Source organism: Hyphomonas sp. J20-32, from assembly GCF_055808555.1.
In genome coordinates, this window is sequence record NZ_CM147873.1 from 3,165,253 (window position 1) to 3,178,494 (window position 13,242).

Annotated in this window: 9 protein-coding genes; 2 read left to right on the plus strand and 7 right to left on the minus strand. The window is 60.2% G+C overall.

Annotated features, from left to right (window positions below):
• The first annotated feature begins 310 nt into the window (after nt 1-310).
• Nucleotides 311-3,328: a TonB-dependent receptor plug domain-containing protein gene (locus tag AC0L7I_RS15375; protein WP_473397304.1), complete on the plus strand. Its 3,018-nt coding sequence runs from the start codon at nt 311-313 to the stop codon at nt 3,326-3,328.
• 137 nt (nt 3,329-3,465) lie between these two features.
• Here AC0L7I_RS15375 and glpK read toward each other — a convergent pair whose 3' ends face one another.
• From glpK to AC0L7I_RS15405, 6 genes are all read right to left on the minus strand, one after another.
• Entirely contained in the window at nt 3,466-4,953 is a 1,488-nt protein-coding gene (gene glpK, locus AC0L7I_RS15380) for a glycerol kinase GlpK (protein ID WP_473397305.1), read from the minus strand.
• A 64-nt stretch (nt 4,954-5,017) separates the two neighbouring features.
• The gene (locus tag AC0L7I_RS15385) at nt 5,018-6,382 is read right to left on the minus strand and encodes an amidase family protein (RefSeq protein ID WP_473397306.1); all 1,365 of its coding nucleotides are present in this window, start codon (nt 6,380-6,382) and stop codon (nt 5,018-5,020) included.
• Nucleotides 6,383-6,430: 48 nt separating this feature from the next.
• Nucleotides 6,431-6,898, minus strand: coding sequence for a hypothetical protein (locus AC0L7I_RS15390; RefSeq protein ID WP_473397307.1), 468 nt, complete (start codon nt 6,896-6,898; stop codon nt 6,431-6,433).
• Nucleotides 6,886-7,305 (minus strand): D-Ala-D-Ala carboxypeptidase family metallohydrolase, encoded by a 420-nt coding sequence (locus tag AC0L7I_RS15395; protein ID WP_473397308.1) that lies wholly within the window; start codon nt 7,303-7,305, stop codon nt 6,886-6,888. Before AC0L7I_RS15395 ends, AC0L7I_RS15390 begins: the two co-directional genes overlap by 13 nt.
• Before the next feature lie 106 nt (nt 7,306-7,411).
• Nucleotides 7,412-8,410: an NAD(P)H-dependent flavin oxidoreductase gene (locus tag AC0L7I_RS15400; protein ID WP_473397309.1), complete on the minus strand. Its 999-nt coding sequence runs from the start codon at nt 8,408-8,410 to the stop codon at nt 7,412-7,414.
• Nucleotides 8,411-8,503: 93 nt separating this feature from the next.
• Entirely contained in the window at nt 8,504-9,109 is a 606-nt protein-coding gene (locus tag AC0L7I_RS15405) for a TetR/AcrR family transcriptional regulator (RefSeq protein ID WP_473397310.1), read from the minus strand.
• 51 nt (nt 9,110-9,160) lie between these two features.
• Between AC0L7I_RS15405 and AC0L7I_RS15410 the strand changes: the two genes are divergently transcribed.
• Nucleotides 9,161-10,603 (plus strand): 8'-apo-carotenoid 13,14-cleaving dioxygenase, encoded by a 1,443-nt coding sequence (locus tag AC0L7I_RS15410; RefSeq protein ID WP_473397311.1) that lies wholly within the window; start codon nt 9,161-9,163, stop codon nt 10,601-10,603.
• A 164-nt stretch (nt 10,604-10,767) separates the two neighbouring features.
• Here the strand turns inward: AC0L7I_RS15410 and AC0L7I_RS15415 are convergent, their stop codons facing one another.
• A complete protein-coding gene (locus AC0L7I_RS15415; protein WP_473397312.1) occupies nt 10,768-13,164 on the minus strand; it encodes an ATP-binding protein in 2,397 nt (798 codons plus the stop codon).
• Nucleotides 13,165-13,242: the final 78 nt, after the last annotated feature.

Consider the following 13,242-nt stretch of genomic DNA (forward strand, 5'->3'; position numbering starts at 1 on the left):
GTTAATTCCTCCAAAGTGAAGTATCTGCAGTATTTTCCGTGCGCAGCAAGGTCAAGGGCAGCTTGCATGGATGGCCTGTGAATTTCGGTATATATTTCCAACCGACACTCAGAATCCCGAGGCAAAATGTTGCCGAAAAAACACACCAAGGGGTGGAAATACCCGCTACATTAAGAATCTGTCATAAGGGCTTGTCAGGACGGTTTCCAGCGGGTCAACGTGTCGGCAGACCCGGAGGTTCCAATCGGGGTCGTCGGCGCTTGCGCCAACGAAAAGCTTTTTTTGAGGTCACTAGTTAGGGGTATTATCAATGAATAGACGACCAATTCGTCGTTCTGTCTTCAGCAGTGTTGCAATTAGCGCACTGGTGCTTACCGGCGCCGCAAACGCGCAAGAGGCAGATCCAGCCAACACCGAAGACGAGGCCGTCATTTCGGTCATTGAGGAAGAGGCCGGTGAGGCTGAATCCCGTCAGGAAAAAATCGTTGTCACGGGTTCGCTGCTCGCACGCGACAACTTCGCTTCAGCATCGCCAATCCAGGTGATCACAGCTGAAGTCGCGACACTGGAAGGTCTCGTTGACACAGCCGCGATCCTTCAAGGGTCCTCGTTGGCCTCCGGCTCGACCCAGCTGAACAACACGTTCCAGAACTTCGTCACGAACGGTGGCATCGGCGCACAAACCATCGACCTTCGCGGTTGTGGGGATACACGTACGCTGGTTCTGATCGACGGCAAGCGCCCCGGCGCGTCCGGTACGCGCGGCTCAATCGCAGCGCTCGACCTCAACGTCGTTCCACAGTCGATCATCTCGCGTGTGGAAGTCCTGAAGGACGGCGCGTCGACGATCTATGGTTCTGATGCGGTCTGCGGTGTGGTCAACATTATCACGCGCGACTCAGTCGACGGCCTGGAACTGAATGCTCAGATGACTCGTCCATTCGACACCGGTGGCGAGCAGTACAATCTCAGCGCAGCCTACGGCTTCAATATTGGCGACAATGCCGAGTTCACGCTGTCAGCAGAATATCGGCTCAACGAACAGCTCGATACGAGCGAACGTGACTATCTCGACTGTGGTCGCGACTACGTGAACGGCACAAACGGTGGTGGCCTCATAGATCGCCAAAACTTCTCGGCAACGTCGATCCGCCCGACCACCAACTGTTCGAACCTCTACTACAACACGGTTCTGGACATCTTCTCCGGCGGTGGGCGTCTTATTCCGTCCCCTGAAGGCACAACTGAACCCACCGTCTACGGCACGACCATTCCTGGATACCGTCCGCGTGTCGGCACCGGCTTTCTCGCCAATGGCCAGCCATATTTCGAAGATATTCTGGACTCGTCCATATTGGACAATCAGGACTTCATTCCAAAGAACGAAAACATCTCGCTGTTCGCAACAGCGGATATCGAAATCGCCGGCATGACATGGGACAGCGAAGTACTGTTCAGCCGCCGGACCACAGATGTTGAAGGCTGGCGACAGTTCTTCCCGATCATCGGTTCAGCAACCAATATCGCTGGAAACAATCCGTTCTACGGCTACATCGCCGATCCGACATATGTCAGCCCGGCCAACAACATCTCCCGGATTGTTGCCCCATTCCCGACAACCGATAGCATTGAGGTTGACTATACATACCTCAGCTCGTCGCTGTCCGGCGGCTTCGGTACCGATTTCCTGACGGACTGGTCCTGGAAAATTGATGCCAGCTACTCGCAAGGTGAAGGCAAATATGGCGGCAGCGAGATCCTCGCGTCCAAGTCTGCAGACTGGAACCTGGATGGCGTGGCCGACGTTACTGGCGACGGAATCCCGGATGCACTTGCGCCGCCCTCGATCAACTTCTTTGATCCAGGCATTCTGTCGGGCGAGCGCGCAGGCGACCTAGTTGCTGCCATCGGCGGTTACCAGACTGGCAAAACGACATATGACCAGACGACGCTGACAGCCGTGGTTGCGGGTGAACTGTTCGAACTTCCCGCTGGCCCGCTGGGCCTTGGTGTCGGTGTCGAATACCGCGAATTCTCGATTGATGATCAGCCCGGCGCCCTTTCGCAGTCTGGCGATATCTGGGGTTCATCGACGGCTGGCCCGACGGTCGGATCAAACAATGTGACGGAAGTGTTTGCCGAAGTGAGTGTGCCAATCGTGAAAGGCGCCCCACTCGCGGAAGACGTGGAATTGTCGGGCTCCGTCCGGGCATTCGACTATGAGCTTGGCGGATCAGATTCGATCTACAAGGTTGGCCTCAACTGGCAGATCAACCCCGTTTTCCGGGTCCGTTCCAGCTATGGTACGTCTTACCGCGCACCAGCTCTGTTTGAATTGTTCCTAGAAGACCAAACCGCGTTCCTCGGCCAGCTTGCGATCGACCCATGTATCGACTGGGGTAGCAGCACCAACCAGAACATCCGGGCGAACTGTGCCGCCGCGGGTATTCCGGCTAACTATGCTGGTGGGTCAGGTTCTGCCTTGATCACGACATCCGGCGGCGGCGATGCCCTTAAACCGGAAACAGGTGATACGTTCACGGCGGGTATCATCTGGACACCAACTTTTGCTGATCTGAACATTGCAGTCGACTATTATGAAATTGAGATCGCCGACCAGATCACAGGAATTGGCGCGGGGCAGATCGTTGGTGGCTGCTACGGCACCAACACCTTCCCGAACGATTTCTGTGACCGCCTTGTTCGTAATCCGGCAGGTTCGCTTTCTGAGTATTCAATCGTATCGGTTGATGCACCGATCCTGAATGTCGATTCCCAGTCGCAGGCTGGCATCGACCTGAATGTCCGTTACACGAACGAGTTCAACTTCGGAACGTTCACTATTGACGGTAACGTCAACTGGGCCCTTGAGCGTTACATCAATGTGTTCGGATCCGACTTTGTGTCCGGCATTTCTGACAACGATTTCAACGGCTCGATCGGCTATCCGAGCGTTGTCGGCGATGTGTCCCTCCGTCTGGATCGTGGCGACTGGACCTATTCCTGGTTCACGGACTTCATCGGACGTCAGGACAACAACCGCTTCGACACCGACATCGACTACAACGAGCCACAAGACTACTTTGGACTGGACGGCATGTACAAAGTCTACACCGAAGCAGGCTTTACGCACGGCATGTCCGTTCGTTGGTCCGGTGACACGTGGACGATCACAGGCGGTATCCGCAACATCTTTGACGAGCACCCACCGCAAGTCTCTGATATCGGCGGCATCACCCAGCTCAGCGCCGGTAATACGCCGCTGGCTGCAACGGGCTACGACGTTCGTGGCCGCCGTGCCTTTGTCAACGTCAGCAAGACGTTCTAGTTAGACGAAAACCAAAATCGGAAAGCGGCGGAACAATGTTCCGCCGCTTTTTTTTGGGGCACGATCCAAAAAAATGCCGGAACTGTTACCAAACGGGATACGCAATTTGATGCGGATCGGCAGCGGTAGCCATTGTCTCAGGCCAGCGTCTTGCGCATCGCGGCCTGCCAGCCCTTGAGGAGCGCCGCGCGCTCCCCTGCCGACATCTTCGGTTCAAAGCGCCTGCCCTGCACGGGACGCTCGGTCCAGGTCTTTGCGTCCAGCCAGTCGAGCTGCATCGCAGCCAGTGCGGCTGCGCCGAGCGCCGTCATTTCGCGATATTCGGGCCTGAGCACGGGCCGGTCGCAGATATCGGCCAGGAACTGCATCAACCAGTCATTCGCCACCATGCCACCATCGACGCGCAATTCGCGGATTTCCGCGCCGTCCGCCGAGAAGGCGTCGAGCAGGTCCCGCGTCTGGTAGGCTGCCAATTCCAGCCCTGCCCGCACGAGATGCGCCGCTGTCGTCGCCCGCGTGATGCCACTGATCGTGCCGCGCGCGTCAGCATTCCAGTGCGGCGCGCCAAGGCCGGTAAAGGCCGGCACGATGTACACGCCGCCATTGCCTTTCAGGCCGGACGCGACACTCTCGGTATCCTCGGCCGAGGTCACGATGCCGAGGTCGTCGCGCAGCCATTTGACCACCGTACCCGCATTGAAGATCGAACCTTCCAGCGCCATTGCGCCGCCGCCCGGAAGTTCATAACCCACCGTGCCGAGTAGACGGTTCTTTGAGTTCGGCCGCTCTGGGCCCGTATTCGCCACAAGGAATGCACCTGTCCCATAGGTGATCTTGGCCATGCCGGGCGCGAGGCAGCCCTGCCCTACCAGCGCCGACTGCTGGTCGCCTGCCGCTGACAGGATCGGCAGGGCCGCGCCGAGCAAGCCTTCCTCGCTCGTACCGAAATCGGCGGCGTTCGGCTTCACCTCCGGCAGCAGGCTTGCGGGCACATTGAACAATGCCATCATTGCGTCGCTCCAGCCCCCGTCATCGCCAAGGCCGAGACGGTAGAGCAGCGTACGCGAAGCATTCGTCACGTCAGTCGCGTGCACACGACCGCCCGTCAGTTTCCAGACCAGGAAGCTTTCCACCGTGCCAAAGGCCAGTTCACCCGCCTCGGCCCGCGCCCGAGCGCCATCGACCGAATCGAGGATCCAGCCGATTTTCGTGGCCGAGAAATAGGGGTCGAGCAGAAGACCGGTTTCCGCCTGCACGGCTGGCTCATGACCCTCCGCTTTCAGCGCCTCGCACACCCGCGCCGTCCGCCTGTCCTGCCACACAATGGCTGGCGCGATGGGCTTGCCTGTCGCCCGGTCCCATACCAGCGTCGTTTCGCGCTGGTTGGTAATGCCAATCCCGGCGATCTCGCCCACACCGCCAGCCGCCGCGACAGCCTCGCGGCACACGGCCAGCGTCCGGTCCCAGATTTCCTCACCGTCCTGCTCTACCCAGCCGTCTTCGGGATAGCCGAGTGTCAGGTCCTGCTGCGCGAGGGATATTTCCGCAAAGGCCCGGTCAAATACGATGGCCCGCGTGGATGTCGTTCCCTCGTCGATCACCACAAGTTTGTCCGGCTTGGCCATGCCACTCGTCTCCCGCAAAAGGGTGATCTTGGCCCAGCCCGCCGGGCCACGCAATCATGCCCGGTTATACGGTCAGACCGGCTGCCTCCAGAAGCTCTGCAAAGGCAAGCGTGGTCCGGTCGCCGAAGGGCGCTCCGATCACCTGCAGGCCAATAGGCAGGCATGTGGAACTCTTTGCCACTGGCACACATGTCGCTGGCAGGCCCGGAAATGTCGCCAGCCCCGCCCAGGCAAGCTGCGCGCCATAAGGTTGCGGCTGGCCGTCTATCATAAGCGTCCGATTGCCCCAGTTCGGATCCGTCTGGTACGGGAAGGCGGGCGTGCTGAACACGGGCGCAATCACCAGATCAAAGTCATTGAAAACCGCCCGCCAGGCACGTGTGACGCGCATCTGTTCATCCAGCAATTCCATCCATGCATGCGCATCGATCGGCCGCGCGTCAGGCGTGCCGCGCGTGATCACGGTGTTCAGCATCTTCACATAGGTATCGTGCATCTGGTCGAGAGGTGGCAGTCCGCTGGTGTCGTCAGACACAGTCACGCCCGCTTCCGCAAGAGCATCTGCCAGGTTCGACAGGGCTGCACGCGTGTCTGAATCTGCGCCGACACCGGGCAGGTTGTCCATCATGAGAACACGGAAATCCCGTAGCGTGCCGTGTCGCGCAGGGGGCAAGTCGAGCTTGAACCCGGAATCCGCCTCCGGCCCGGAAATCACGTCCATCGCAACACCGAGGTCTCCGGCATTGCGCGCCATGGGGCCAACAACCGCCAACGGCACGTCGACACCATCCGTGCCCGGGAACCCATGCCCTTTCAGCGGCACGATTCCATAGGTTGGCTTGTGGCCGAACACACCGCACATGTGCGCCGGAATGCGGATCGACCCGCCGATATCCGAGCCCATCTCCAGCGATACCATGCCGGTTGCCAGCGCCACAGCGGCCCCGCCGGACGATCCACCCGGCGACCGTGAAGGATCGTACGGGTTCAAGGTCCGCCCATAGACCGGGTTTTCCGTCTGCCAGTCGGCGAGCGCAACGGGCGCATTCGTCTTGCCGAGAATCACTGCGCCGGCCGCCTTGAGGCGTTGCACGACGACAGCGTCTTCCTCGACCGGAAGCTCCTTGAAGGCTTCCATGCCCCATGTCGTCGGAAGTCCGGCGACGTCATTCGATTCCTTCACTGTCATCGGAACGCCCAATAGCGGACGTGGGTCGTCGGGCTGGCGTGTTTTGTCGATGCGCCTGGCTGCCGCCAGCGCACGGTCAAAGTCGCGTACCACGACGGCATTCACCGGGCCGTCGAAATGCTCGATCCGCGCGATCGCCGATTCGCAGGCGTCCAGCGCCGTTATGATCCCGGTACGCACTGCTTGGGCTGTGTCTCTCGCACCGGCCGAGCCCAAATCCACCATCTTGCGTAGCGGCATCGTCTCACCCCCTCTATTCAAGGCAGCGTATCACGCGAAAGGAAAGGATCAACGCAAACCGCGTCTCGGTCCTCGGTCACCGAACCACCAGAGCGTTGCCGCCGTCGCCGCAAAAGTCGCCGTCTCGACGATCTCGGCCCGCGCCGCTGCCTCGCTTCCCATAAAAACGAGTCCCGAAATGACCCACAACAAAAGGGTGAGAAACGGGCGCGTCAGGCCGCGCACCGCGTTGACCCATCTGTAGCTTTCGCCAATGGCCGCCTCTGCCGCGATCGACGCACTCAGCCCCTGCCAGCCGCCCTCCACATCCGCGAGGCGCAGGTCATCCTCCCTGGCTTGACGCTTCGCCTGCATTTGCATGTCCATCAGGCGGCTCTCATGCTCCCAGCGTGCTCGCTCCTGGGCCTGTTCCTGCCGGCGCTCCACGAGACCGGCGGCCCGGCCGATCACCGATCCGATAAGGCCGAATATCCCGCCACCCGCTGCGCTGGCGGCAAGCCCTGCTATGTCTGCCATGAAGCCGCACTCCTTTTATAATACCAGCGCGCGGGCACCGCCCGCCGGTCGAGATGGATGAACGTTCGCGCCAGGCCAATGCCGCTGAATCCGAGCCGTTCGGCCGCCGCGAGCAGCGCGAACCGGTCTTGCCCCGCTAGTGCGAGGTCGACAGCGATGGTCCTGTGCTTGGATTTCGGCGCGCCACCGACCGTTGCATTCCACTGATCGCAGCGATGCCCGGAATTCACGATCAGAGGCTGGCCGATTGCCGTACGCAAAGCCTCAAGCGCGTCGAGGAAGCCTTCGTCGTGCCAGTACTCGCCTGCGCAAAACTGCCCGTCACAACGGCAGGCCAATTCGCGCGGACTGAAATGCGGCCAGCTCCAGCCAGAAAGATCAAAGTCGGGAAAATGGGCGATCAGCATGAACGCCATCATGCGCCCTGCTGGTGCCAGGTCGGAAAAACAAAGCCCGTCCGCCTATGGTCAAAGGCGAACGGGCGATGAAATCAGTTGGAGAGGCGCTCGAGTGTCAGGCAGTCGCGAGCGACGGTGCGGCCTTGTAGGCTTGCCGCTTGGCCAGCGCATCGCGCGCTCCGTTATATTCGCGTTCCAATTGGTCGACATATTCCGCCGTCGACATCCGCGACTGGATCGCGCCAATGCCCTGGCCACAACCCCAGATATCTTTCCACGCCTTGGCCTCCTGGTTTCCTCCGGAGCCGAAATTCATCGCCGACGGATCGGATTCCGGCAAATTGTTCGCGTCGAGGCCCGCTTTGGCAATCGAAGGCGCCAGGTAGTTGCCGTGCACACCGGTGAACAGGTTCGAGTAGACAATGTCGCCAGCCTTGGAGTCGACGATCATGTCCTTGTAGCCTTCGACCGCATTGGCTTCGTGACACGCGATGAATGCCGACCCGATATAACCGAGATCGGCGCCCATGGCCTGGGCAGCGGCAACAGCATTGCCGGTCGCAATCGAGCCGGAAAGGGCCAGCGGCCCATCGAAGAACTGACGGATTTCCTGGATCAGGGCAAAGGGCGACAGCGTGCCCGCATGGCCGCCTGCGCCACTGGCAACGGCAATCAGGCCGTCTGCGCCTTTTTCGAGTGCCTTGTGCGCGAACACGACGTTGATGATGTCATGCAGCACCACACCGCCATAGGAATGGATTGCATCGTTCACATCCTGCCGCGCACCGAGTGACGTGATCACCACGGGCACTTTCCATTTCACGCACATCTCGACATCGTGGTCGAGGCGGTTGTTCGTCTTGTGGACGATCTGGTTGACGGCAAAAGGCGCCGCCTTGCGATCGGGATTCTTCTCGTCCCATTCGGCCAGTTCCGTCGTGATCTTGTCGAGCCATTCGTCCAGCACCGGGCCGGGGCGCGCGTTCAGCGCCGGGAAGCTGCCGACCACACCGGCCTTGCACTGGGCGATCACGAGGTCCGGGTTCGAGATGATGAACAGGGGCGAGCCGATAACAGGGACGCGCAGGTTTTGCAGAACGGGTGGCAGGGCCATGGAATTTCCTCACAGGATAATAACGTTGCTAAATAACTAGAAGCCCCCGGTTCGGGGACAAGCGGTAACGTCGGGACAGGCGCGCAAGCCCACCTATCCCAGTTTGAGGCTGTCGACACTGACAACCTCGTTGATCAATTGGTCGATATCCTTGGGTGCGATCTGCCCGCTGAGAATCAGCATGGCCAGCCCGTGCACCAGAGACCAGGCCCGCAGCAGCGCCGCGCGGTATTGCGCGTCCGTCGCCCCTGGCCCTGCCAGTTCCGCAATCGATTGGCGCAGCAACAGGCCAGGCGTGTTCTCGGGGCCCGCATTGGCAGGGTCCTTCGCCGACGGCAGCGAGGAGTAGATCAGCCTGAACAAAGCCGGGTTTCGGATGGCAAAGCGCACATAGGCACGGCCCATCTCGGTAAAGCCTTCCTTTCCGCCTGCCTTTCCAGCCGCCTTCTGCTCACGCGCGAGCTGGGCCAGGCCTTCAGCGGCCAGCGCCGACAGGAGCGAATCCTTGTCCGGGAAATGCCGGTAGATCGCCGTAGCGCTGACGCCAATCTCGCGGGCGATCTCGCGCAGGCTCAACGATTCCGCGCTGCTCTCCTCAAGCTTTTTCAGCCCCGTTGCAATCAGGGCGACGCGCAGGTCGCCATGATGGTAGCCGCCTTTTGGCGAACGGATGTTGACAGTGTTATCATTCGCGGTCATGTTAGTGCTGTAAACATTATTTGCCTGCGTTTCAACCCCCGGAGATTACCCATGGCCAGTCCCGTCGAAACCGCCATTCGCAACAGTGTTACCCAAGGCATCATGAAGATCGTGGCGTTCAACCGGACGCGGCCCAGACTGGCGCGAACCGAGAATACGTTCCTTACGGGCATCCATGAACCACTGCACGATGAACTGACGCTGGAAGACCTGAAAGTGACCGGCGAAATTCCCGCCGCCCTCGACGGGCGTTACCTGCGCATCGGCCCCAACCCGGTCAGCCCGCCCAATCCTGCCACCTATCACTGGTTCAGCGGCGACGGCATGATCCATGGCGTACGGCTCAAGGACGGCAAGGCGCTCTGGTATCGCAACCGCTGGGTTCGCTCCAAAGCCGTGTCCGCCGCTCTCGGCGAGAAAGACGCCCCCGGCCCACGCCGCGGCACACAGGACAATACGAACACAAACGTCATCGGGCACAACGGCAATACATGGGCCCTCGTCGAGGCCGGCGCTTATCCGGTCCGCCTCAATGATGAGCTCGACACGCTGGCGCACGATCCGTTCGGCGGCACCCTGAAGGGCTCCTTCTCAGCCCACCCCCACCTCGACCCCGAGACTGGCGAGATGCATGCCATCACCTACTACGCCATGGACCCGTCCACGATCCACCACACCGTCGTCGATGCCGGCGGCAAGGTAATCCGAGAGGAACCTATCAGTGTCGAGCACGGCCCTTCGATCCACGACTGCTCCATCACGAAACAATATGTGGTCATCATGGACCTGCCGGTGACCTTCTCGATGAAGACCCTGCTGTCAGGCCAGTCCTTCCCGTATCGCTGGAACCCGGCCCACAAGGCCCGCATCGGCCTGATGCCGCGCCATGGCACCAATGACGACGTCATCTGGTGCGATATTGATCCCTGCTATGTCTTCCATCCGTGCAATGCTTACGAGAACGAGGCTGGCCAGGTCGTCATGGATGTCAGCGTCCACGACACGATGTTCACAGACAGCACGCAAGGGCCGGATTCCCATGCGGTCTCCTTCGAGCGCTGGACGATCGATCCCGCGACACGCCGCGTTGCCCGCAAGACAATTGACGCCGCACCGCAGGAATTCCCGCGACCGGACGAACGCTACATCGGCAAGAAACACCGCTACGCTTTCACCATGGCCCTGCCAGAAGAGCACGGGTTCGAAGTCTTCGACCAGACCAAGCTTTTCAAGCACGATCTCGATGCCGGCACCCGCGAAGTGCACGATTTCGGCCCCGGACGGGTGCCCGGCGAATTCGTCTTCATTCCGCGCAGTGATAGCGCGCCCGAAGGCGACGGTTGGCTGATGGGTTATGTCATCGACAGGAACACGGACACGACGGACCTCGCGATCCTCGATGCCACCAACTTCACGGCGTCACCTGTCGCCCTGATCCACATACCCCATCGCATCCCGCCTGGCTTTCACGGCAACTGGGCGCCTGCGGAGTAGGTTGCGCGGCGCACACCATAGCCGACCCACGCGCTCCCTTCTCTCTGGGGAGAATGGCCGATGATGAGGGGCACGAGACCAGGAACGCCTGAAACGGCCCAGAGATAGTCGCGACATTCAACACGCCGCTGGGCGATCAAACAAGACGTAGGCACCGGCTTGACCTAGGCTGCGTGGCGGGAATTTTTCTCGGCATTCTGACGCATCAGTCGCGCGATCAGCCCATTCAGCGCTTTCATGTCAATGGGCTTCGGCAAGTGCGCGTCCATACCGGCCGCCTTGTATTCTGCGGCGTGGCTGTCCAGCGCATTGGCTGTCAGCGCAACAATCGGAATGCGGCTTGCCGCGCCGGTCATTTCGCGGATACGCCGCGTCGCCATTTTCCCGTCCATGTCCGGCATCTGGATATCCATCAGGATGACGTCAAATACTGCACCTTCGATCAGCGCCTGGATGGCCTCCGACGCTGAAGCGAAGCTCGCGACATTATGGCCGGAAGCCGACAGGCCCACCTCGACCAGGGCCCGGTTCATCTCGACATCATCGACCACCATGACCCGCGCGCCGAGGGGTGCCTGCCGATCCACTTCCAGTTTGTCTGTATCGATCGCTTTCGTACGGAGCTCCGGGAAATAGGGCAGCGTGAGGATGGCACTCGTTCCCTCGCCCGGCGTGCTAACCAGCGTAAGGTCACCATCCATCAGCTTGGCAAGGGAACGGCTGATCGACAAGCCCAGACCCGTACCTCCGAAGCGGCGCGTAATCGAGTTGTCGGCCTGGGAAAATCCGGTGAAGATATGCTCCAGCTTGTCTGCCGGGATGCCCGGTCCCGTATCGGCCACGATCATGCACAGCCGCCCTGACCGGAGCCGTGCATCCAGCCGGACATGACCGGCTTCAGTGAATTTCGCCGCATTGCCCACGATATTGGTCAGGATCTGGCGAACCCGGACTTCGTCGCCGATCACCTGCGCCGCAACATCCTGGGCCACCTGATAGGATATCTTGACGCGTGGGTTGGGCCGCGCCGCCGAGACAAGGGAGGCAACCTCGTCAATCACCGCACGAAGATCAAACGGACGCATCTCCACATCCATGTGCCCCGCATCGATCTTGGAGAAATCAAGCACGTCATTGACGATCTCGAGCAAGGATCGGCTCGCCGAAGCAATCCGCCGGACGTAGGACGCCTGGTCTTCCGACAGCGGTGTCATCTGCAATATGTCGACAAAACCCATCACACCATTCAGCGGCGTGCGTATTTCATGACTCATGTTCGAAAGGAAGTCCGCCTTGGCGCGAGCAGCGCTCTCGGCCCTGTACCGCGCTTCGGCAAGATCCGTCACATCGCTCGCGAGCACGTAGAACCCCAGGGTTCGACCCGAAGCGTCAATTTCTGGAATGTAGTGAGTCAAGACGTGGCAGATTTGCCCGGACGGCTTGACTAAAGTTTGAGGAAAGGACTGGCGCTGACCGGTCATGGCGCTGCGGATGTATTCCTCATTCTTGGCGAAATGTTCAGGGCCCAACAGCTGCGGGAGAGTGAGGTTGAGCATGGCGTCGGGTGATTGCCCGAACCAATCCCCATACGCGGCATTCGCGAACTGGCAGCGCAGTTCGTTATCCCAGTAGCCGACCATGCCGGGCAAGTTGTCAGTCAGGGTACGTATGAACCTTTCCGTCGCAACGTGGTCCGTAACGTCCTGGTATGTTCCCATAAGGCCCGTGACCGCGCCGGTGGCGTCCCGGCGACACGCACCGCGAGCGATAACGTGCCGTTCTTCGCCATTTAGTCTGTAGATACGCGCGCTCAATGCATAATCCCGCCCCTCGGCGACGGCCACCTGAATGTGGTCCCACAACAACTTGGCATCGTCGGGGTGATATCGCTCAAGGGCGCGTTGCAAGGGTGGCGGTTCGGCGGTGGGCTCGTAGCCGTGAATGCGATATACTTGGTCAGACCAAGTGGTATGATCGGCAACCAAATCCCATGACCAGGTCCCTACGCCCGCCATTTCCTCGGCTTGCTTGAGCAGTTCGGCTTGCTCGGCTGCAATGACCGCTATGCGCTCGCGTTCTCGGCTGTCGAGCCTCAAGACCAGGGCTTGCATGACGCTCTTTGCGATCGCCTTCAGGCGCAAAGCATCCGCACCTGAAAACACTCGGGGCACCGTGTCGATGATGCAAAGTGTTCCAAGGCGATAACCGTCATGGGTGACCAAAGGTGCGCCCGCGTAGAAGCGAATAGCTGGTGGTCCGGTCACAAGCGGGTTACTGCAGAAGCGCTGGTCAGCGGTGGCGTCGTGAACCACGAGCACGTCATCGGAAACAATTGCGTGCTGGCAGAACGAAATATCCCGCGCGGTGTGATCAACGTCGAGCCCAACGCATGCCTTGAACCACTGACGCTCCCGGTCGACCAAGGAAATCAGCGCAATAGGTACGCTGAAGGCCTGCGCCGCCAGTTCTGTAAGGCTGTCGAAAAGCGGCTCTGCTGGAGTGTCCAGAACCTCCAACCGGTCGAGCGCGGCGAGTCTTCCAAGCTCATTCAAACCATCCACTTGAAAATGTCCTCACATCTCATCATCAGGGTAGCAAGCCGGAGTTGAAAATGTCGATCGGTTCACCAAAACACGAGC

Excerpts from the sequence above, each read along its gene's own strand:
- AC0L7I_RS15375 (WP_473397304.1), top strand. The coding sequence starts at position 311 with ATGAATAGACGACCAATTCGTCGTTCTGTCTTCAGCAGTGTTGCAATT.
- glpK (WP_473397305.1), bottom strand. The coding sequence starts at position 4,953 with ATGGCCAAGCCGGACAAACTTGTGGTGATCGACGAGGGAACGACATCC.
- AC0L7I_RS15385 (WP_473397306.1), bottom strand. The coding sequence starts at position 6,382 with ATGCCGCTACGCAAGATGGTGGATTTGGGCTCGGCCGGTGCGAGAGAC.
- AC0L7I_RS15390 (WP_473397307.1), bottom strand. The coding sequence starts at position 6,898 with ATGGCAGACATAGCAGGGCTTGCCGCCAGCGCAGCGGGTGGCGGGATA.
- AC0L7I_RS15395 (WP_473397308.1), bottom strand. The coding sequence starts at position 7,305 with ATGCTGATCGCCCATTTTCCCGACTTTGATCTTTCTGGCTGGAGCTGG.
- AC0L7I_RS15400 (WP_473397309.1), bottom strand. The coding sequence starts at position 8,410 with ATGGCCCTGCCACCCGTTCTGCAAAACCTGCGCGTCCCTGTTATCGGC.
- AC0L7I_RS15405 (WP_473397310.1), bottom strand. The coding sequence starts at position 9,109 with ATGACCGCGAATGATAACACTGTCAACATCCGTTCGCCAAAAGGCGGC.
- AC0L7I_RS15410 (WP_473397311.1), top strand. The coding sequence starts at position 9,161 with ATGGCCAGTCCCGTCGAAACCGCCATTCGCAACAGTGTTACCCAAGGC.